Below are 21,353 nucleotides of genomic sequence, written 5' to 3'. Positions count from 1 at the left end.
GCCGCGTGAATCGCTTCGTGCAAGCGGGGTTGATTGCCTTTGACGGCCAGGAGATAGTCGGCGCCCTTGGCTACGATTTACCGCCCAAAAGATGAGAGTAGACGATATTTCCTCAGTGTTTACAAGTTTTCCGTAAGTCACTGAGGGATAACGATTTCTGCGCCTTGTAATGCTCCGGGAATATATTCCATTCGAGTGCGGAGGCCCTGGTCCCCTAGCCCTCAGTCCACCGAGGGTGCAGTAAAACTGAAACCCTGCCCTTCTTACGAGGGGCAGGGTTTTTCATGGTGCGGCAGGCGAATGCACGTCAGTAACCTGGATGTGCGGGTGAGATGGTTAGCGCTTCAAGTCGCGGTAGAAGTTCTCATGGGGACCGAGGGCAAGCCAAGTGCACGACGTTTCGTCGTGGAGGTGGGCGAGCAGATACAGCTGGTTGACGCAATCAAACTTGTACACCCGCACACCGACGAGGTCGCCCTTTTTTTCCTCGCCGAGCAGTGGGTTGGCGATCAACGCGCGCATGGCGTCATGAACCGCATCGCGTTGGTTGGCGTGAAGTTTCTTATAGACCCGTTTGAATGCCGGGCGCTGGTACAGCGCGATGGTCATGCGTCAGGCAATTCGAAGGGCTCGGATTCTTCCTCCATCGCCAGCAGGGTGTCGCGCACAAATTCAATCGGCAGATCGGGATTGTCCAGCGCAGCACGCCCCACCTTGGCCCAGTAAGCCACCTGCTGCGGGATCGATCGCATCTCGGCCTTGGCGCGCACCTTGGCGGTTTCGTACAAGGCCTCGTCAATTCGAATCGAAATACTCATGGCTGCACCTCCAGTGGCAATACGCCACAAATGTAGTCGATTACCGTTCAGGAGTCAAACCCATGACCGATTTACCTCAAGAAAAAAAGGTATTCGTAAAAGTTGGTTGGGCAAGCCCGTAGTGAATGCAAAGCACAGGCGACCGACAATCGCAAAAGCGTGTTGCTTTTACCTCCCCGTTCAGCAAGGTGCAACTATCGACAATCGTAAAAGAAAAATAGGAAAAATAGGGATAAGACCACGGTTTTCTGTCCGGGATGAGCCCTATCCTCCAGCCATCAAGCGTGAGCGGCAGCGTACTCACGGGCGGTCGGGATACGCATGGGCAGACCACGTCCCTGTGGGCGGACCGCCTCCCAGCCCAGGCAGGCCAGCCAGATTCATGACGTGGCACGCGCGGGATAACCGTGGCACCCTCGGCGATTTTGCCGAGGACCACATGGTGAATAGCAGCTCATCCAGGCGCAAGATTTTGAAGTATTGCGACTGTCCGTTGAAGAGGGTCGCGGCCACCGTGAGATTGCCGGCGCAATCCTCACCGACGACGGTGGGCGAAAGTCGCCGCCGGGTGAGGCCCGTGGGGCTCCTTGCTGTTTCCGGCTTGGCGGCCGGAATCGGGTCATGGGTTTGCGGTTTCCGGGCCGGGCTGCAAGGGCCGTGGCCGGGGGGCTGCCCGGACGCGGTACAGAGCGCGGCCCTTGGGTTCGTGATAGACGCGGATCAGGATTTCGCCCAGCACGCCGATGGCGATCAACTGCACTCCCATCAGGCAGAGCATGACCCCCACCAGCAGCAGCGGGCGGCCGCCAATCGATTCCCCCATCAGTTTCAGGCCTCCCAGCCAGGCCAGGGACAGGGCGCCGGGGGTCAGCAACCACAGGCCGATGCCGCCGAAGGCATGTAGCGGGCGGTGCAGGTAGCGCATCAGGAACTTGATCAGCAGCAAGTCGAGCGCCACCCGGAAGGTCCGGTCGATGCCGTATTTGGAGGTGCCCCGGGTGCGGGCGTGGTGCCGGACCGGGACTTCGACGATGCGGGCCCCCGCTTCGGCGGCCAGGATGGGGATGAAGCGGTGTAGTTCTCCGTACAACTGGATGCGTTCGATGATTTCGCGGCGATAGACCTTGAGGGCGCAGCCGTAGTCATGCAGCTTGACCCCGGTGACCTTGGAAATCAGCCGGTTGGCGATCATCGAGGGCAGTTTGCGTGACAGGGTCGCGTCCTGACGGGCCTTGCGCCAGCCGGAAATCATGTCGATCTCCGGGCTGTTTTCCATCTTTTCGATCAGTTCGGGAATATCGTCCGGGTCATTTTGCAGGTCGCCGTCCAGGGTGACGATGTATTGTCCCCGGGCAATGTCGAAACCGGCCTGCAGGGCTGCCGTCTGGCCGTAATTGCGGATCAGGAAGCGGGGTTGCAGCCAGGGGGTGCGGGCGGCCAGTTGCGCGAGGATGTGGGCCGAGTCATCGCGGGAGCCGTCATCGATGCAGATCAGTTCGAAGGGCTTGCTGGTGCGGGCCAGGGCTGCGCCGACCCGGGCCACCAGGTCGGGCAGATTCTCGGCTTCGTCATAGACGGGAATGACAACAGAAATGAGGGGCGGGGAAACAGCATCGGTCATGAAGACTTCCTTCGGGCCAGTGGCATGGCCAGGATCAGAACAAGTATCGGGTCGAACAGGGCATCCCAGAGATTGGGATGGAGGCCGAGAGTGTACGCCAGCAGATCAAGGGTCAGCACCATCAGCCAGGCCGCTTGTCCTTGCTGGTAGAGCCAAATCAGCAAGGGTAGCAGGGCGGCTAGCAGGAAAAGCGGCTGAAAGCCCCAGCCATAGGGGTCGAGGGGCCCCAGGCCCAGGGCGGTCAGATAAAAAAGCAGGGCCAGGGCGAGCAGGATCAGGCAGGTTTTTCTGCCCGGGGCCGGGGGCAGGGGACGGCCCAGGCAGGTGAGCAGGGCCAGTTGCAGCAGGGTCATGGAAGGTAGGCCAAAAACCCCATGCAGCCAGGCGGCCAGGCTATCGATGCCGGGCAGCGGCAGGAACGCCAGGCAGCCGCCGGCCAGCAGCACGGGGAGCGCCAGGCGGGGTTGCCAGCGGCGCGCCAGCCGGCCTGCCAGGGCAGCCAGCAGCAGCCCCTGGGCGAGCCAGCCCAATAGCGCCGGGGTCATGGCCCGTCCTCCGCTGCTGGGATGGCTGGCTGGGTGATGTCCCCCTGCGCCCGGGCCGCCAGCCAGGCCGGGTTGAAGGTGACGTGGCGGATGCTCCGGCGGCGCCAGGTGTAGGCAAGGTGAATGTCACCATTGCTGGCCTGGAGCAGGCTGGGGTAGGAGAATTCCGCTTCTTTTCCATCCGCTTCCCGCCCCGTTTCCACGGCACCCAGTGCTTGCCAGTTCTGGCCCTGATCGCGGGAAAGGTAGAGCAGCAGGCTGGTCCGGCCGCTGCCGGGGTTGCCGGCCAGCAGCAGTTTGCCGTCGCTCAGGCGCAGCAGGGCCATCGAGGCGTTGGCGTGGGGAATGGGCAGGGTGGCCGCCCTTTGCCAGCTCAGGCCGGCATCCTGGCTGCTGACGGCTTGCACATGGCCGGGCCCGGGGCCGGCATCGCGCAGCAGGGCCAGGGCGCGTTGCTCATCCAGGGCGGCCAGCGTGGGTTGCAGGGTGTCGCGGGGGTGCGGCATGCGCACTTTGTCTACGATCCGGCCTTGCGTATCCAGGCGCAGCCACTCGCCTTGCTTGGCGATGAATTCGTGGTAGGCCGGCAGTCCCAGGCCGCCATCCTGCAGGTCTAGCGGCGGGTTGCGCACCAGGGTGCCGAGGTTGAAAAAAGGGGTGGTGGTGAGTTTGACCGCCGGGCTCCAGTGCAGGCCGCCATCGTCGGAAAACTTGTGATTGATGGAGGCGCCCGCCCAGCCACCCAGCGAGACGCTGACGAAGAACAAGTGCAATCGCCCCCGGGTATCGACGTGCAGGACCGGGTTGCCCAGTTTGCGCAGGTGGCGGCGCAATTGCCGCGCCGTTTCGGGGCGGCTGGCAAGGGTCCGGGGCAGGCTCCAGCCTTCTTTTTCCAGGCGGCTCAGGTAAATGGCGACATCCTCAGCCCCTTCGCTGCGGCCGGCAAACCAGGCGATCAGCAAGGTGCCATCCTGTAATTGGGCGAGGCTGGCGGCATGCGCCGAGGCGGCCGCAAGGGGCAGTAGCCGGCTTGCAAAATGGGCGGCCTGGCGAGGCTCGGGCAAGGGGGACGCGGGGAGGGGCGCGGGGAGGGCGAAGGCCGGCGCCCCGGGCCGGGGGGCCTGCCATGCCGTCCATGCCACTGCCAGCAGCGCCAGGGTCAGGGCCAGGCGTGGTTTGCCGGGTGACCTCATGGCGGGGGGGCGACAGTCTGGGCCGGCACCAGTTTCAGCCACACGATATGGGTCAGTAGCGGATCCAGATTCCGGGTGTTCCAGGCCCGTTTCCAGTCATCCAGGGTTGCGCCCTTGCGGGCGAAACGCAGGCCGGAGCCGGCGCTGGCCAGGGTCCGGTATCCTCCTTCGACCTGGGCGGCCAGACCGGCTTCGGCCAGTTGCCGTTGCAGGCGAGGCAGGTCGTCGCGGTCGGTGAAGATCAGGCCGTCCGCCGCCATCAGTTGCCGGGCCTGAGTGGCTTCCACCCGCGGCCAGTGTTGCAGGGGGCGGCCGCTCAGGATCGGCAGCAGGGCCGGTTGCGGGCCATCGTACATGGCAATCTGCCGGGTCTTGCCCAGTTCCAGCGCCTGAGGGGGGATGGCATTCACGCCCAGGGCGGGAAAAACACCCCAGAGCAGGGCGATCCAGTACAGCAGGGGGGCGGCCAGCCAGTGCAGGCGTTGCCGGCCACGGCTCCAGGCCCAGGCCAGGTAGAGGGCCGTGGGCAGCCAGAAATACCAGCCGCCCAGGTCGAAGCGCCAGGCAAAGGCGGCCAGCAGCCCGCCCAACACGAGGCTGATGCCCATGCCCAGGCGGGCGGGCCAGGTCGGCAGTTGTTCCAGGTTGCGCATCTGCCAGGCCAGCAGCAGGGCAAGCGGCACCAGGGAACCCACCAGGTAGCGCTCAAAGGTGCGCACCAGCAAGAAGGGCAGGCAGGTGGCCAGCAGCCAGACCAGCAGCAGGCGGTCTTCGCCGGTCTGCTGCCAGATTGTCTTGCGGTTCTGCCAGACCAGGGCCAGGGCCACGAAGGACCAGGGCAGGGCGATCTGCAGCAGGCCGGGAATCATGTCCAGGGAGAAATGGGCCAGTTGCCGGGCTTCCATTTCGTCGGCATAGGCCAGGGCGGCGGCCTCCGGGTGCAACTGGCGTACCAGGACAAACCAGGGCAGGGCAATGACCAGGATCAGCAGCAGGCTGCCGAGGACGGCGGGCCAGCGTTTGAAAAGTTCGTGCCAGGGAAAGCGGTGGATGGCCATCAGGCCGAGCATGCCACCGCCGCAGACCAGCGCCACGATCGGCCCTTTGAGCAGGAAGCCGGCCCCGAGCAGCAGGGCGGCGAGGCCAAGCCAGCGAGCGCGCGGGCTTTCCCGCCAGGTGAGGAAAGCCCAGAAAGCCAGGGTGGACAGGGCCGCGACCGGAATGTCCAGCATCAGGCGGCGGGATTCGGTATTCAGGCCGAGAAAGGTGAGCAGGAGGCCGCCTGCAAACAGGGCGATGCCATTGTCGCCCAGCAGGCGGCGGCCAATTCCCACGGTCGCCGTCACCAGCCCGGCGCCAAACAGGACGGTGACCAGACGGGCGCTGAACAGGGAAATCCCGAAGGTTTCGTAGCTGAGGCGGGTCAGCCAGTAGAGCAGGGGCGGTTTGCGGATGCGCGGCGCGCCATCCAGGAAAGGCACCCACCATTCCTGGCGGGCCATCATTTCCATGGGGGTGCGCAAGCCCAGGAAGAATTCATCCTTGCCCGTCAGGGCGGTCGGTTCCCAGGTGCCCAGGCAGAGCAGCAGGGCTGCGATGAGAAACAGGCCGGGCCATGCCAGGAGGGGAAGGGCGGCTGGGGAGGGGCGGGAACTGAAATGTTGCTGGGCGGGCATTGACCGGCAGGGGGCGGCTGAGCCACCCGGAGGCAAAGAGCTGCATCTTAAGCGCGCCTCTGGGTGTGGGCAAGCCGGAAGTGTCCGGAAGATGAGCTGGAGAAGGGCGAGGCGGTGCCGCGGTTCAGCGGCAGGCGCGTTTGTTGCGCTTGTTTTTGTACATGAGCAGGTCGGCGGCTTCGATCAGTTCATCCAGGGAGAGTTTGCTGTCCGGGGAGAAAAATACGGCTCCGCTGCTGATTGACAGGGGGGGCGATTCGGGGTGTTCCTGATTGTGGCGGCGGACGGCGGCCTCCAGGCGGGAGATGATGGGAGTTGGGCCGTCTCCGTTGGCCTCGTTGGTGACAATGGCGAATTCGTCGCCGCCCATGCGCGCGACCACGTCCGAGCCACGAAAGGTTTCGGAGAGCAGGTGGGCGGTGGCGATCAGGGCCTGGTCGCCGGCCGGATGGCCGAAACGGTCGTTGATTTCCTTCATCCCGTCTACGTCGATGAAGATCAGGTAAAAGCCTGTCTGGCGGCGCTGCGCCAGTTTCATTTCATGCCCGGCGAGCGTCATGAAGCCGCGCCGGTTGTAGATGCCGGTCAGTTCGTCCAGCAAGGACAGGGCGCGCAGGGCGGACTGCATGCGGTTGCGCTCGATGGCGTAGCGGATGGCCCGGATCAGCAGTGCCGCATCGACGCTGCCCTTGACCAGGAAGTCCTGGGCCCCTTCGCGCATGGCCTGCAGGGCGGTGGCTTCGTCATTGAGCCCGGTGAGGATGATGATGGGGAATTCCGGGGCCTGCTGGCGCATGCGCAGGACGGTTTCCAGCCCCTGGCTGTCGGGCAGGGTGAGGTCCAGCAAGATGGCGTCAAAACGGTCATTCTCGAGTCGTGTAAAGCCGTCTTTGAGGGTTTCGGCGGTTTCCAGGCTTACCGGGGTGTCGCTGTCGCGCAGGATTTCCCGGATCAGGCGGGCATCGCCGGGATTGTCTTCGATCAACAGAATGCGCAAGGGGGGCGTGCTCATGAGTTCTGGGGCAGGCATACGATGGTGAGCCAGAAATTGTCGATGGCCTTGACCACCCGGATGAACTGCTCCAGGTCCACTGGTTTGGTGATGTAGCAGTTGGCATGCAGATGGTAGGCCTGGAGGATGTCTTGTTCGGCCGCCGAGGTCGTCAGCACTACCACGGGAATGTAGCGTAACTGCGCGTCGGCCTTGATGATTTCCAGCACCTGGCGGCCATCCATGCGGGGCAGGTTCAGATCCAGCAGGATCAGGTCGGGGCGGGGGGCGTGTTCGAAGGGAGCCTCGCGGCGCAGGATGGCAAGGGCTTCCACCCCGTCCCGGGCCACCTGCAGATCCACGAGAATCTTGCCTTCCTTGAGGGCTTCGACGGTCAGGCGCACATCGCCGGGGTTGTCTTCCACCGGCAGAATATGAACGGGGGTGCGCGCTTGGGCATCAAACATGGGCGGTATCCTGGATGGGGTTTTTGGGGAGTGTAAACCAGAACTCCGAGCCTTCTCCGGGTTTTGAAATGACGCCGATCCGGCCGCCATGGCGCTCGACGATGCGCTTGCAGATCGATAGCCCGATGCCGGTGCCGGGGTATTCTTCGGGTGTATGAAGACGCTGGAAGATCTGGAAAATGCGTTCGCTCTGTTCCGGCGCGATGCCGATGCCCTGGTCGCGCACCGAAAAGCGCCAGCAGTCACCCTGATCCGTGGCGGAGATATAAATTTCCGGTGCGGCGGCGCCGTGGAACTTGATGGCATTGCCGATCAGGTTTTGCAGCACCTGGGTCAGCTGGCTGGGGTCGGCGAAAACCGTGGGGAGCCCGTCATGCTGGATGTGCGCCTGGCTGGCTTCGATGCTGTGGCCCAGATTGAACAAGGCGGCTTTCAGGATCTCGTTGCAGTCCGTGGAAACCATCTGGCCGCCCCGGGTGCCGACCCGGGAATAGGCGAGCAGGTCGTTGATCAGTTGCTGCATGCGGGTGGCCCCATCCACGGCGTAATGGATGAATTCGTCGGCATCCTGATCGAGCTTGCCCTGATAGCGGCGGGCCAGCAGTTGTACATAGCTAGCCACCATGCGCAGGGGTTCCTGCAGGTCGTGCGAGGCGATGTAGGCGAAGCGCTCCAGTTCGGCATTGGAGCGCGACAGTTCTTCGGTCTTGTCGCGCAGCCGGCGCTCCCGTTCATCCAGCGTGTCCAGCATCAGGTTGAAGTCTGCTGCCAGTTGCCCCAATTCATCCGGGCGCTGCAGTTGGGCGCGCTGCTGGTGCTGGCCCTGGCGGACGCTTTCTGCCGTCCTGACCAGGGTGGAAATATCCCGGGTCAGCCCTCGTGCCATGAAATAGGCAAAGCCGATGCCGGCCAGGATCGCGGCCAGGGTGAATCTCAGGCCGCTACTGAAGACCTCCTGCAGATTGGTCCTGACCCGGTCCTGGCCCAAGCCGATGCGGGCCCAGGCAATCACCTCGTCGCCAACTTGCACCGGGGCAGCGACATCCACCAGGTCGCGGTCCTTGTAGAGGACCTGCAACTGGTGCGGTGCATCGAGCAGGCGGCGGCTGATCGGGTCGAGCGCATATTGCCCGGCAATGCCGGGCTGGTTGTGTGACAGCACCCGCCCATCGGGTTCCAGGATCATGGCGTAGCGCAGGTCCGGGTAACGCGCCAGGGATTGGGTCAGTTCTTCCAGGCCGGCGAGATCGTTGGCCAGGACCCAGTCCATGCTGTTGGTGGCCAGGGTCTGGGCCAGGCTGCTGGCCTGATCGAGCGACTGGCGCAGGAGAAAGTCCTTTTCATGGTTCATCAACTCATGAATGAAGATGCTCATCAACAGGGCGTGCACCAGGGCCACACCCAGGATCAGCTGACGTTTCAGGGAGCCGGTCCAGAACCGGTGCAGGGCAGACAGGAGCGTGGGCATGGTTCAATCCAGAGGGCGCACGAGTTGACTGAAGCGCAGGACGAAATCCCGCACCGGCTGGTAGGTGTCGTTGTCAGCCACTTCAAAGCGGCTGAGCGGCAGGCGGGCCAGGAGTGCCTGGCCTTGCGGGTGATCCTGCAACTGCAGCAGGACGGTCTTGAGGGCGCTGACCACCGCTTCTGGCACATCGTCCCGGGCGATCAGGCTGTTGTTGGGCAGGGATTCGGTCTGCCACTTCACTTCCAGCGCCTCCGCCAGTTCCGGCCGCTCATGCGACAAGGCTTGCCAGGGCGGCGGCCAGGTCGCGCCGGCGGCGGTCTTGCCCTGGAAAACATTGAGGATGGAGGATTCCTGCGAGCCCACATAACGGTTCTCGATGTCCCGGTTGATGTCCAGGCCGTGGGTCTGCAGATAAAGCTGGGGCAGCATGGTGGCGGCCAGGGCGGTGGGCGCGGGATAGCTGACGGCCTTGCCGCGCAGGTCGCTGACTTCTTGGATGCCGCTGTCTTTTCTGACCAGGATGATGCCGCGGAAATTGTGGTCGTCCCCCATCTTGGCAAACACCCGGTAGCCCCGCTCCAGTGCCTTCAGGGTCTGGTAAGGGTTGGGCAGGCCCAGGTCAAAGTGGCGTTCCCGGAGTTTCTTGTCGTATTCGGCGTAATCTCGCGAGGCTTCCAGGCGGAAACTGGCGCTGGGGATGGCGTGATTGAAATACTTCAGCAGCGGGCCGTAGGTCTCGAATAAGCGCCTGGGATTGTGCAGCGGGTGGACGCCAAAGAGATAGACTTTCGCCTTGTTGCCCGGAGCTGGACCGAATGCGGGCGCGTAAGGCCTGTCTTTCTGCCCCGTGTCTTTCTGCCCCGTGTCTTGCTGTTCCGTGTCTTGCTGTTCCGTGTCTTGCTGTCCTTTGCAGGCCGACAGCAACAAACTCCCCCCGATCAGGCCCAGGCAACGCCTGCGTCGGGTATCGACCGGTTTTTTTTCGTCATGCCCCATGGCGCGCTCCTTTGATTCGATTCTATGCCGATCACCGGTCGGGGTAAAATGACGCCCCGCCAGGAACTCCTTTCATGACCGATCCCCAGTTCATCCATCTGCGCCTTCACAGCGAGTTCTCCATCACCGACGGCATCCTCCGGGTGGCGGACGGGGTCGAGCGGGCCGCCGGGGACGGCATGTCCGCTCTGGCGCTGACCGATCTGATGAATGTGTTTGGTCTGGTGAAGTTCTATACCAGTGCCCGGAGCAAGGGGGTGAAACCCATTGCCGGGGCCGATTGCTGGATCGGCAATCCCGACGAACCGGACCGTCCGCACCGCCTGCTGCTGCTGGTGCGCAACAAGGCCGGCTACCTGCAGCTCAGTGAGCTGCTGAGCCGGGCCTTCACCGCCCCCGGGCGGCGCGACCGGGCCGAGATCCGGCGGGAATGGTTTGCCGCCGTGGGCTGTGACGGGCTCATTGCCCTGTCCGGCGCCCATCTGGGCGACGTCGGCGAGGCCCTGCTGGCCGGCAACGGCAAGCAGGCGAGGGAACGGGCCCTGGCCTGGGAGGCCCTGTTTCCCGGCGCCTTTTATCTGGAAGTCCAGCGCTACGGTCAGCCTCAGGCCGAAGCCCTGGTGCAGGCCAGCGCTGACCTGGCGGCCGAACTGCAACTGCCCCTGGTGGCGACCCATCCGGTGCAGTTCCTCGACAAGGACGACTTCACCGCCCACGAAGCCCGGGTCTGTATCGCCGAAGGCTATACCCTGGGCGACACCCGCCGGCCGAAGTCCTTTACTCCCGAGCAGTATTTCAAGACCCAGGCGGAAATGGCGACCTTGTTCGCCGACCTGCCCGAGGCCCTGGAAAACACGGTGGAGATTGCCAAGCGCTGTAATATCGAGATGACCCTGGGCAAGAACTTCCTGCCCAACTTCCCGACCCCGCCGGGCATGACCCTGGATGACTTTCTGGTGGCCGAGGCCAGGGCCGGGCTGGAAAGACGCCTCGAACAACGCTTCCCGGACCCGGCGCTGCGGGCCGGGCGCCGCCCCGAATACGAGGCGCGGCTGAAGACCGAGACCGACACCATCATCCAGATGGGCTTTCCCGGCTACTTCCTGATCGTGGCGGACTTCATCAACTGGGCCAAGAACAACGGCGTGCCGGTGGGGCCGGGCCGGGGCTCAGGCGCCGGTTCCCTGGTGGCCTACAGCCTCGGCATCACCGACCTCGACCCGCTCGAATACGCCCTGCTGTTCGAGCGCTTCCTCAATCCCGAGCGGGTTTCCATGCCCGACTTCGACATCGACTTCTGCCAGGACAACCGTTGGCGGGTGATCGAATATGTGCGCGGAAAGTACGGTAGTGAAGCCGTCTCCCAGATCGCCACCTTCGGCACCCTGTCTTCCAAGGCCGTGATCCGCGACGTGGGCCGGGTGCTGGACCTGCCGTATTCCCTGTGCGACCGGATTTCCAAGCTGATCCCCATCGTGCAGAACAAACCTGTGTCGCTCGCCGAAGCCCTGGAGCAGGAGCCGGCCTTGAAGGAGATGATGGCCGACGAGCAGGATGGGGAAGTGGTGCAGGAACTGTTCGACCTGGCCCGGCGCCTGGAGGACCTGACCCGCAATGTCGGCATGCACGCCGGGGGAGTGCTGATCGCCCCGGGCCGCATCGCCGATTTCTGTCCCATCTATCAGGCTACCGGCAACGATGCCTCGCCGGTCTCCCAGTTCGACAAGGACGATGTGGAAAAAGTCGGCCTCGTGAAGTTCGACTTCCTCGGCCTGCGCAACTTGACCATCATCGACCTGGCCCTGAAATACGTGGAGCGCCTGACCGGGGAAAAGCCGGACCTGATGAGCCTGGGTTTCGAGGACCCGGCCACCTACCAGATTCTCAAGGATGCCAACACCACGGCGATCTTCCAGGTGGAATCGGAAGGCATGAAGAAGCTCCTGAAGAAGCTCGCCCCGGATCGCTTTGAAGACATCATCGCCGTGCTCGCCCTGTATCGTCCCGGCCCCCTGGGCTCGGGGATGGTGGATGACTTCATCCTCCGCAAGAAAGGCCAGCAGGCCATCGACTACTTCCACCCGGACCTGACCGGCTGCCTCTCCCCCACCTATGGGGTGATCGTGTATCAGGAACAGGTGATGCAGATTTCCCAGATCATCGGCGGCTACACCCTGGGGGGCGCCGACATGCTGCGCCGGGCCATGGGCAAGAAGAAGGCCGAGGAAATGGCCCTGCACCGGGCCACCATCGCGGCAGGGGCGGCCAGGAAGGGCTACGACCCCGCGCTCGCCGAGCAGCTCTTCGACCTGATGACCAAGTTCGCGGAATACGGCTTCAACAAGTCCCACACCGCCGCCTATGCCGTCGTCACTTACCACACGGCCTGGCTCAAGGCCCATCACTGTTCGGCCTTCATGGCCGCCACCTTGTCCTCGGACATGGACAACACCGATACGGTGAAAATCTTCTACGAGGATGCGGTAGGGCCGGCCAACAAGCTGAAGCTGCTGGGGCCCGATGTGAATGCCTCCGCCTACCGCTTCGAGCCGGTGGACCGCCAGACCCTGCGCTACGGCCTGGGTGCCATCAAGGGGACGGGCGAACAGGCCGTGAATGTGATTCTGGCCGCCCGGGAAAAAGGCGGGGCCTTCAAGGACTTGTTTGATTTCTGCCGGCGGGTGGACAAGCGCCAGGTGAACCGCCGCACCATCGAGGCCCTGATCAAGGCCGGGGCCTTTGACAGTCTGGATGCCGACCGCGCCAAGTTGCTGGCCTCGGTTGGCCTTGCCATGGAGGCGGCGGAGCAGGCGGAAAAGAATGCCTTGCAGGCGAGCCTGTTCGACTCCGGCCCGGCTGCCGAGGCGCATGCGCCCCAGTATGTCCAGGTCAAGCCCTGGAGCGACAAGGAAAAACTGATGCAGGAGAAGCAGGCCCTGGGCTTCTTTTTTTCCGGTCATCCCTACGATAGCGTCAAAAAAGAGCTGTCCCGCTTCGTGCGTCGCCGTCTCAACCAGCTCGAACCCGCCAAGGACCCGGTCACCCTGGCTGGGGTGGTGGCAGGCCTGCGGACCCAGATGACCAAGCGGGGCAAGATGCTGTTCCTGCAACTGGACGACGGCACGGGCATGGTGGAAGTCTCGGTATTCAACGAGCTATTCGAGGCCGAGCGCAAGAAGATCGTGGTCGATGAGATATTGGTCGTGGAGGCCAGGGTGAGTCACGACGATTTTTCCGGAGGGCTGCGGGTTGCCGCCAACCAGTTGATGACGCTAGGTGAAGCGCGGGCCCGCTTTGCCCGGAATCTGCTCTTGAAGATGAACGGCCAGGCCGATGTGCAGCGGCTCAAGGTGACTCTGGCGCCGTTCCCCGGTACGGCCCCCGTCCGTATTCACTACCGCAACAGCAAGGCCTCCTGCGAACTGGTGCTGGGCCCGGCCTATCGGGTCAGCCTGGATGACGGCCTGCTCGAAGAACTCCATGACTGGTTGAGTCCCGCGCAGGTGGAGATCGTCTATGCCTGAGTGCCGGCCGGGTCCCCGGGTTTGTCCTTGTGATGAATTCGTCATCACGCTAGACTGCCTGCCATCATGGTTTTGAACCCCGCCCTGCCACAAAAGGAAATGGCGCTCCAGGCGGCCTGGTCCCGTTATCTGGCTCAGCCCTGCTTCGACAACTTCGTCGAATTTGCCCTGTTGCTCAACAGTCTCACGGATTTCCTCATCGACAAGTCCCTGACCGGGCTGCTGCACGCCAGTCGCCAGCTCGAGCAACGGGCGCTGTCGCTGTTTGGTGACGAGTCGAGCCATCCTATTTCCGACTCCGCCATGGAAGAGCTGGACCGGGGCGTGGCCAGGGTGGGGGAGTTGCTGCGCAATTTCGACACGGCTGCCGAACCACTGCAGGAGCGTCGGAAGAAAAGCCCGGAAGCGGTGGTGGAATTGCCGGCCAGCGCCTACCAACTGCAACTGGTCGGGACGGCTGGCAGTCACTGGCATGAGCTGGTTTCCCAGTTTGGCTATTTTGGCGTGCGGGTCCAGCAGGGCAGTTGGGAGGTTCCTGCCCTGGATGAAAGCGGCGGCAGCCTTTTTCTGGCCGATCTGGGCGGTCTGCCGCAGGAGCGCTGGCTGGCCCCCCTGGGGCGGTTGCGCGAACGTCACCCCCTGGCCCAGATCATCTGCATCGGGGTGCCTTCCGAGTTTACGGCCCTGGACCAGGCCTTGCGGCTGGGGGCCGATCGCTGCCTGACCGTGGGGACTCCCTTGCAACAGGTGGTCGGCCAGGTGCTGGAGTTGAATGGCAGCGTCGAACGTGACCCTTACCGGGTGCTGGTGGTGGAAGATTCGCGTACCGCCGCGCGGGTGATCTGCCGCAGCCTGGAAGAAAACGGCATCGTCACCCAGGTCCTGCACGACCCCAGCTTGTCCCTGGGCGCCATCCGCCAGTTTCAACCCGACTTGATCCTGATGGACATGTACATGCCCTGCTGCACCGGGGTGGAGGCGGCCCGGGTGATCCGCCAGTACGATGAATTCCTCAGCATCCCCATCGTTTATCTATCCGGCGAGACCGACATCGCCCTGCAGGTCGATGCCCTGCGGCTCGGGGGCGACCACTTTCTCACCAAGCCTTTCAACCCGGTGGTGATGAACGCGGTGGTCAAAAGCAAGATCGAGCGTTACCGGGCCCTGCGCCGTTCCATGTTGAACGACAGTCTGACCGGCCTGCTCAACCATATCAGCACCAAGCAGGCCATCTCCGCCGCCCTGGAGTTTTCCGGGCAGGAGGATCGCAATGTGGTGGTGGCGATGATCGACATCGACCACTTCAAGAGCGTCAATGACAATTACGGCCATCCGGTCGGAGATCAGGTGATCCGCAGCCTGGCCTGGCTGTTGCGCCAGCGGCTGCGCCGGGGGGACATCGTCGGCCGTTACGGCGGCGAGGAATTCGTGGTGGGGCTGGTGGGCGTGAGCCCGGCCAAGGCCAGGGAAATTCTCGATACCATCCGCCAGGACTTTGCCCGGATCGCTTTTAGCATTCCCGGGGGAGACTTCAGGGTGACCTTCAGCGCCGGGCTTTCCACCTGTGTGGATTGTCAGCCCCGTTGTCTTGAGCCCATGCTCGAAGCGGCTGACGAGGCTTTGTACGAAGCCAAGCGCGGCGGGCGTAATCAGGTGGTGCTGGCGGGGAGCTTCCAGTCCTGTCAGCTTCCCGCGCCGGGACTGGAGGACACTCGACTGGCGGACGCTCGACTGGCGGACGTTCGACTGGAAGGCACTCCGAAGTAGCCACAACCGGTTCCAGTGCGTGACACGGGCTGTCCTGGGTGTTCAGGCGGTAGGCCGGATAGTAAAGTCTGCGGGCGGCGGCTCTGTCGTCGGGCGGCAGTCGATATCGTCCACCCGGGCGCCGGGCGGACCCTGGCGGGCCCAGTCGAGCAGGGATTCCAGCGCGAAGGCGCTGCCGCATACCAGGGCTTCCACCCGTCCGTCCCGCAGGTTGCGCACCCAGCCTGAGACATGGCGGGCCACGGCTTCCCGCTGCAGGCTGGCCCGGTAACCTACCCCCTGGACCTGGCCCGAGATCAGGAGGTGCAGGCGTTCAGGCTTCATCTTCCTGCAGCGGGGGAAGCAGCTCGCCGGCCCGCGCCAGGGCAGCCGTCAGGTCGGGGCAGACGTTCTCGTCCCCCAGGTGGTCGATGAAACCGGAGCGGTAGAGCAGGGAGCCGGGTTGGGAGTTGAGGCCGCACACGATCAAGGTGCAGCCCCGTTTTTGCAGCTGATTGAGCAGGTTTTCCAGACCTTCGAGACCGGTGGTGTCGAGCTGGATCAGGCTCTGCATGTCGAGGATCACCACTTCCGGATGGCCGGCATGAGGGTCCAGTAGGGCTTCCAGCTTGTTGACGGCGCCGAAGAAAAGGGAGCCATAGAGGCGCCAGGCGGCTATGCGCAGGCTGCCGTCCGGATGGAGGAAGACGGGTTCCCGCTCGTGTTCCTTGAGCGGCAGGCGTTCGATCCGGGTCAGCTCCGACATGCGGTAGATGAAGAACAGGCAGGACAGCACCATGCCCAGTTCCACCGCGAGGGTCAGGTCGAAGATCACCGTGACGAAGAAGGTGGATAGCAGGATGGCCCGGTAGTTGTTGGAGAAGCGGCGCAACTTCTTGAATTCGTGCCATTCCCCCATGTTGACGGCGACCACCACCACGATCGCCGAGAGGGTGGCCAGGGGAATGTAGCTGGCCAGGGGGGCAAGGATCAGCACCATGGCCAGCAGCACGAGGGAATGCACCATGCCGGCAATGGGGGTGCGGCCGCCGGAGCGGATGTTGGTGGCGGTGCGGGCGATGGCGCCGGTGGCGGCAAAGCCACCGAACAGGGGGGCGGCGATGTTGGCCAGGCCCTGGGCGATCAGTTCCTGGTTGGGGTCGTGCCGGTCCTCGATGCTGCTGTCGGCCACCCGGGCCGAGAGCAGGGACTCGATGGCGCCCAGCAGGGCGATGGTGATGGCCGGGGAGATCAGCTTGCCCAGGGTTTCCAGGGACAGGGGCGGCAGGGAAATGCCGGGAAACCCCTGGGGAATGCCGCCGAAGCGGCTGCCGATGGTTTCCACCGGCAGGTCGAGCAGGGCTGTGGTGGCGGTGGCCAGCACCAGCACCGCCAGGGGGCCGGGGGCCCGGCGCAGGTAGGCCAGTCTGGGCACCTGGGCCATGCGGTTGTAGAACAGCAGGAAGGCCAGCGAGGCCAGGGAAAGCGCCAGGGTCGGCCAGTGGATGAGGTGGAAGCTGGCGGCCAGGGTCTTGATCTTGGAGAAGAACTCGGGCGGCAGGCTATCGATCTGCAGGCCGAGAAAATCCTTGATCTGGGCCATGAAGATCACCACGGCAATACCGTTGGTGAAGCCGATCACCACCGAGACGGGGATGAAGCGGATCAATTGCCCCATGCGGAAGATGCCCATGGCGAGCAGGAAAATACCCGACAGCATGGTGGCAATCAGCAGGTTGCCGAAACCGTAGGTGGCGACGATGCCATAGATGATGGGAATGAAGGCGCCGGTAGGGCCACCGATCTGGACCCGCGACCCGCCCAGGGCGGAGATGATGAAGCCGGCCACGATGGCGGTCCAGATCCCGGCGGCCGGCGAAACGCCGGAGGCGATGGCAAAGGCCATGGCGAGCGGCAGGGCCAGCACGCCGATGGTGATGCCGGAGGCGATGTCTTTGCCCAGTTGCGCCTGGGTGTAGCCGGGAAGACAGTCGAGCAGTTTGGGGTGGAAGGAAATTTTCATGATGGAATCAGCATGGGGTCCGGGCTCGTTGCCGCAGCTGGGCAGGGCGGGCTACCGCGACCAGGAGGCGGGACGGTGCCCGGCACAGCGGGAGGGAAAAACCGGAGCCGGTACAAAGCATGGTCTCCAGGAGGATCTGGGGGAAACCCAGGTGCAGCAGGGGAGTGCCGTTGGCCAGCGGCACTGCCGCCCAAGGCAATGAGCCGCCTGCCCGGCCGATCGGCAAGCAGGCAGACGACCCAGCCCAGGGTTGGCAGGCCAGGGTTGGCTGGCCAGAGTCGGCAGGGGTAAGGGCAGATGGGGTACTCTGATTCATTTGTTCGTCATCCTACTGCCGCCGTCTTTCAGGAAGCTTACGAGGAAGCTTACGAGGAAACTCATGCCGCGCCATCATTTGATCCGCATGCCGGGTTGGGCGCCCGGGTCGGGGGCGAGGAGGTAAAGGCCGCTGGTCTTGCCTTCCGGGTCGGAAGCCGCCAGCACCATGCCCTCGCTCAGGCCGAACTTCATCTTGCGCGGCGCCAGGTTGGCCACCATCACGGTGAGGCGGCCCTGTAGCTGGGCCGGGTCGTAGGCGGACTTGATGCCGGCGAACACCTGCCGGGGTTTCTCCTCGCCGATGTCGAGCATGAGCCGCACCAGCTTGTCGGCCCCTTCCACCTGGCTGGCCTCGACGATCTTCGCCACGCGCAGATCCAGCTTCATGAAATCGTCGATGCTGATGTGGGGGCCGGCCGCGGCGGCGGCCTCGGCGGCCTGGGCCTCATGCTGCTGCTTTTCCCCATGCCGCTGCGGGGAATGCCCGGCGGCCCGGGCCGGCGCCGCCTGGCTGGCGGTCGTGTCGGCCGGCGCCAGGCTGGCCTTGTTGGCTTCCACCAGAGCGGCGACCTGTTTCGGGTCGATGCGGGTCATCAGGTGCTGGTAGGGCTGGATGCCATGGCCACCGGCGAGCAGGGTGGCGGTGTCGTCCCAAGTCAGGGGGGCGACGTTGAGGAAGGTTTCCACCTTTTTCGCGACGTCGGGCAGCACGGGCTTCAACAGCACGGTGAGCAGGCGGAACAGGTTGAGGCTGTTGGAGCAGGCGGCGTGCAGTTCCACTTCCTGGCCTTCCCGCCTGGCCAGTTCCCAGGGCTTGACGCGATCCACATACTGGTTGGCCCCGTCGGCCAGGGCCATTACCTCGCGCATGGCCTTGCCGAATTCCCGGGCTTCAAAGAGTTCGGCGATACGCGGCGCGGCTTCCTGAATCGCCCGGATGGCAGGCAGATCGGCATCGGCAGGGGCCAGTTGGCCGTTGAAGCGCTTGATGATGAAGCCGGCCGAGCGGCTGGCGATATTGATGTACTTGCCGATCAGATCGGCATTCACCCGGGCGACGAAGTCGTCCAGGCTGAGATCCAGGTCTTCCAGGGTGTTGGTGAGCTTGCCGGCGAAGTAGTAGCGCAGCCATTCCGGGTCGAGGCCCTGGGCCAGGTAGCTTGCGGCGGTGATGAAGGTGCCGCGCGACTTGGACATCTTGGCCCCATCCACGGTCAAAAAACCGTGCGCGAAAATCTTGCTGGGGGTGCGAAAGCCGGCGTAGGCAAGTTCGGCGGGCCAGAACAGGGCGTGGAAGTAGAGAATGTCCTTGCCGATGAAGTGGTAGAGCTCGGTTTCTGAATCCGGCTTGAACCATTCGTCGAAATCCAGGCCCTTCCTGGCGCACAGATTCTTGAAGGAGCCCATGTAGCCGATCGGGGCGTCGAGCCAGACATAGAAATACTTGCCCGGGGCATCGGGAATCTCGAAGCCGAAATAGGGGGCGTCCCGGGAAATGTCCCAGTCGGTGAGCTTGTTTTCCCCTTCTTCCCCCAGCCATTCCTGCAGCTTGTTGGCGGCCTCGGGCTGCAGGCGGCCTTTCTCCCGGGTCCAGCGGCGCAGAAGTTTCTGGCACTGGGGCGCGGAGAGCTTGAAGAAGTAATGCTCGGAGTTCTTCAAGACCGGCGGGGCGCCGGAAACGGCCGAGTAAGGGTTCTTCAGCTCGTTCGGGGTGTAGGCGGCGCCGCAGGCCTCGCAGTTGTCCCCGTACTGCTCCTTGGCGCCGCACTTGGGGCACTCGCCCTTGATGAAGCGGTCGGGCAGGAACATGGCCTTGACCGGGTCGTAGTACTGCTCGATGGTGCGCACCTCGATCAGGCCGGCCTCCTTCAGGCGGCGGTAGATCAGGTTGGCGCACTCCTGGGTCTCGGGGGAGTGGGTGCTGTAATAGTTGTCGAAATTCACCAGAAAACCGGCGAAGTCGCGCGAATGCTCGGCATGGACCCGCGCGATCAGCTGTTCCGGAGTGATGCCTTCCTGCTCGGCCCGCAGCATGACCGGGGTACCGTGCGTGTCGTCGGCGCAGACATACCAGCATTCATGGCCGCGCATCTTCTGGAAGCGCACCCAGATGTCGGTCTGGATGTATTCGACCAGATGGCCCAGGTGGATGGCGCCGTTGGCATAGGGCAGGGCGGAGGTGACGAGGATCTTGCGGGGCTGCGTGGTGGACATGGCGCTTCCAGCGTGACTTGAGGAAAGAGCGCGATTTTACTTTGCCGAGGGGGGAATCCCCAATATTTCCGCGTGACCGAAGATGTCCCGCTCATTCGAGCCGCAAGGATGCAACGCTCGATCAGGACAGGAAAGATGCCGTTGGCCGGACGGTCACGGTGCCGGGTCCCAGCCCAGGGGCTTCCTCTGGTCCGGAATGGCCTGAACCCCCTCGCAGTCGCCACGGCGGACCCTCCGTGCGCGGCGGGCGGATATGTCATTGTTATGGAAAGCGATTACCCGCAGTCAAGTTGACATCGAGACCGATTGAAAATATCGTATTGGTAAACCTGTTGCCCTTAACGAAACCGTGATGCCCTATGTACCGTGATGACCCCATTCGTGATGACCCCATTCGTGATGACCCCATTCAAAAAAAGGAGATGACCCGAAAATGACAAAGACAAGTGCACTTCGTCCTGGATATGTTCAGACGTGGGGGCTCGGCATCGAAGAGCGTGTTGGTTTCCATTCGCATCAGTTCCATGGCGGACTCAAGAACGGCGGTATCCACTCGAGAACGGCTGCCTCAACCGGTAAGGGGTGCGGAGCATGACCACGAACTCTCCCGAAATCGGCCGCCAGATCGTCGCTGGCGGTATCGCCACCAACGTCCATGATGTCGGCAGTGGGGTGCCTGTGCTGTTGATCCACGGTTCCGGTCCCGGCGTCACCGCCTGGGCCAACTGGCGGCTGGTGCTACCCGAACTGTCCCGTTCGCGGCGCGTGATTGCGCCGGACATGGTGGGCTTCGGCTATACCGAGCGGCCGGATGGCATCACCTATGGCATTGACGGCTGGGTGGCGCATGCCATCGGTGTGCTTGACGCGCTTGGCATCGAGCAGGCCGACCTCGTCGGCAATTCGTTTGGTGGTGCCATCGCCCTGGCGCTGGCCATCCGCCATCCGCAGCGAGTCCGCCGGATGGTGTTGATGGGGAGTGTCGGCGTGCCCTTCACGCTGACCCCCGGGCTCGATGCCGCCTGGGGCTACGAGCCATCGATCGAGGCGATGCGTCGTCTGCTCGACCTTTTTGCCTACGACCGCAGCTTGGTTACCGACGAGTTGGCTGAGTTGCGCTACTACGCGAGCATCCGCCCCGGCTTTCAGGAATCCTTCTCCGCCATGTTCCCGGCCCCGCGGCAGCGCTGGGTCGACGCCATGGCCAGTGCCGAAGCCGACATCCGGGCGATCCGTCACAAGACGCTGATCATTCACGGCCGCGACGACCAAATCATTCCGCTTAGCAATTCACAAACGCTGAACTGCTGGATCGACGACTCGCAACTGCATGTCTTCGGTCGCTGCGGCCACTGGGTGCAGATTGAATACAGCGCCGATTTCAACCAGCTCGTCGGCCATTTCCTGGCCGGCTGATTTCAGGAAAACAAGATGGAACAGGCACAAATCACCCAACTGGGCGACGAGCTGTACGCCGCCCTGTGTTCCGGCAAGACGGTCAGCCCGCTGACCTCGCGCGGCTTCGACATCAGCATCGAGGATGCTTACCACATTCAGCAGCGCATGCTTGCCCGCCGCCTGGAGAAGGGTGAGAAGGTCATTGGCAAGAAGATCGGCGTCACCAGCGCTGCGGTGATGAATCTGCTCGGGGTGCATCAGCCGGATTTTGGCTACCTGCTGGACGGCATGGTCTACAACGAGGGCCAGTCGATTTCGATGGATACGCTGATCCAGCCCAAGGCCGAAGGCGAGA

Annotated in this window: 16 protein-coding genes and 1 pseudogene; 4 read left to right on the top strand and 13 right to left on the bottom strand. The window is 63.6% G+C overall.

The window, feature by feature from the left end; all coding sequences use genetic code 11:
* Positions 1-336: 336 nt before the first annotated feature.
* The 10 genes from WBH99_RS05795 to WBH99_RS05750 all read right to left on the bottom strand — a co-directional run bounded on the left by WBH99_RS05795 (position 337) and on the right by WBH99_RS05750 (position 9,775).
* Positions 337-609 (bottom strand): type II toxin-antitoxin system RelE/ParE family toxin, encoded by a 273-nt coding sequence (locus WBH99_RS05795; protein ID WP_424219165.1) that lies wholly within the window; start codon positions 607-609, stop codon positions 337-339.
* On the bottom strand, positions 606-818 hold the full coding sequence (locus tag WBH99_RS05790) for a TA system antitoxin ParD family protein (RefSeq protein WP_424219164.1): 213 nt from the start codon (positions 816-818) through the stop codon (positions 606-608). Before WBH99_RS05790 ends, WBH99_RS05795 begins: the two co-directional genes overlap by 4 nt.
* Before the next feature lie 619 nt (positions 819-1,437).
* Positions 1,438-2,439, bottom strand: coding sequence for a glycosyltransferase family 2 protein (locus WBH99_RS05785; protein WP_424219163.1), 1,002 nt, complete (start codon positions 2,437-2,439; stop codon positions 1,438-1,440).
* Positions 2,436-2,984 (bottom strand): hypothetical protein, encoded by a 549-nt coding sequence (locus WBH99_RS05780; protein WP_424219162.1) that lies wholly within the window; start codon positions 2,982-2,984, stop codon positions 2,436-2,438. Before WBH99_RS05780 ends, WBH99_RS05785 begins: the two co-directional genes overlap by 4 nt.
* Positions 2,981-4,177, bottom strand: coding sequence for a sialidase family protein (locus WBH99_RS05775; RefSeq protein ID WP_424219161.1), 1,197 nt, complete (start codon positions 4,175-4,177; stop codon positions 2,981-2,983). Before WBH99_RS05775 ends, WBH99_RS05780 begins: the two co-directional genes overlap by 4 nt.
* Positions 4,174-5,853 carry an ArnT family glycosyltransferase gene (locus tag WBH99_RS05770; RefSeq protein ID WP_424219160.1) on the bottom strand — a complete coding sequence of 560 codons (1,680 nt, stop codon included), beginning with the start codon at positions 5,851-5,853 and terminating at the stop codon, positions 4,174-4,176. Before WBH99_RS05770 ends, WBH99_RS05775 begins: the two co-directional genes overlap by 4 nt.
* Positions 5,854-5,977: 124 nt before the next feature.
* Positions 5,978-6,865, bottom strand: coding sequence for a GGDEF domain-containing protein (locus WBH99_RS05765; protein ID WP_424219159.1), 888 nt, complete (start codon positions 6,863-6,865; stop codon positions 5,978-5,980).
* Complete coding sequence (locus tag WBH99_RS05760; RefSeq protein ID WP_424219158.1) at positions 6,862-7,311, bottom strand: response regulator; 450 nt, start codon at positions 7,309-7,311, stop codon at positions 6,862-6,864. Before WBH99_RS05760 ends, WBH99_RS05765 begins: the two co-directional genes overlap by 4 nt.
* Complete coding sequence (locus WBH99_RS05755) at positions 7,304-8,779, bottom strand: sensor histidine kinase (protein ID WP_424219157.1); 1,476 nt, start codon at positions 8,777-8,779, stop codon at positions 7,304-7,306. The genes WBH99_RS05760 and WBH99_RS05755 overlap by 8 nt, the downstream gene beginning before the upstream one ends.
* Positions 8,780-8,782: 3 nt before the next feature.
* Complete coding sequence (locus tag WBH99_RS05750; RefSeq protein ID WP_424219156.1) at positions 8,783-9,775, bottom strand: phosphate/phosphite/phosphonate ABC transporter substrate-binding protein; 993 nt, start codon at positions 9,773-9,775, stop codon at positions 8,783-8,785.
* 74 nt (positions 9,776-9,849) lie between these two features.
* Between WBH99_RS05750 and dnaE the strand changes: the two genes are divergently transcribed.
* Positions 9,850-13,299, top strand: a complete 3,450-nt coding sequence (gene dnaE, locus WBH99_RS05745; protein ID WP_424219155.1) for a DNA polymerase III subunit alpha — start codon at positions 9,850-9,852, stop codon at positions 13,297-13,299.
* Between the two features lie 66 nt (positions 13,300-13,365).
* Positions 13,366-15,066 (top strand): GGDEF domain-containing response regulator, encoded by a 1,701-nt coding sequence (locus tag WBH99_RS05740; protein ID WP_424219154.1) that lies wholly within the window; start codon positions 13,366-13,368, stop codon positions 15,064-15,066.
* A gap of 42 nt (positions 15,067-15,108) precedes the next feature.
* Here the strand turns inward: WBH99_RS05740 and WBH99_RS05735 are convergent, their stop codons facing one another.
* The 3 genes from WBH99_RS05735 to metG form a co-directional block, all read right to left on the bottom strand.
* Positions 15,109-15,390 carry an acylphosphatase gene (locus WBH99_RS05735; RefSeq protein ID WP_424219153.1) on the bottom strand — a complete coding sequence of 94 codons (282 nt, stop codon included), beginning with the start codon at positions 15,388-15,390 and terminating at the stop codon, positions 15,109-15,111.
* Positions 15,380-17,068 (bottom strand): SulP family inorganic anion transporter, encoded by a 1,689-nt coding sequence (locus tag WBH99_RS05730; RefSeq protein ID WP_424219152.1) that lies wholly within the window; start codon positions 17,066-17,068, stop codon positions 15,380-15,382. The genes WBH99_RS05735 and WBH99_RS05730 overlap by 11 nt, the downstream gene beginning before the upstream one ends.
* Positions 17,069-17,458: 390 nt before the next feature.
* A complete protein-coding gene (gene metG / locus WBH99_RS05725) occupies positions 17,459-19,600 on the bottom strand; it encodes a methionine--tRNA ligase (RefSeq protein WP_424219151.1) in 2,142 nt (713 codons plus the stop codon).
* A gap of 591 nt (positions 19,601-20,191) precedes the next feature.
* Between metG and WBH99_RS05720 the strand changes: the two genes are divergently transcribed.
* Complete coding sequence (locus tag WBH99_RS05720; protein ID WP_424219150.1) at positions 20,192-21,016, top strand: alpha/beta fold hydrolase; 825 nt, start codon at positions 20,192-20,194, stop codon at positions 21,014-21,016.
* A 15-nt stretch (positions 21,017-21,031) separates the two neighbouring features.
* Positions 21,032-21,353, top strand: a pseudogene (locus WBH99_RS05715) (2-oxopent-4-enoate hydratase); the annotation flags it as partial.

This window comes from Azovibrio sp. (genome assembly GCF_049658005.1).
Lineage (GTDB): Bacteria > Pseudomonadota > Gammaproteobacteria > Burkholderiales > Rhodocyclaceae > Azovibrio.
The sequence above is the reverse complement of the archived record's forward strand: the minus strand, read 5'-3'. Positions and strand labels throughout refer to the sequence as shown.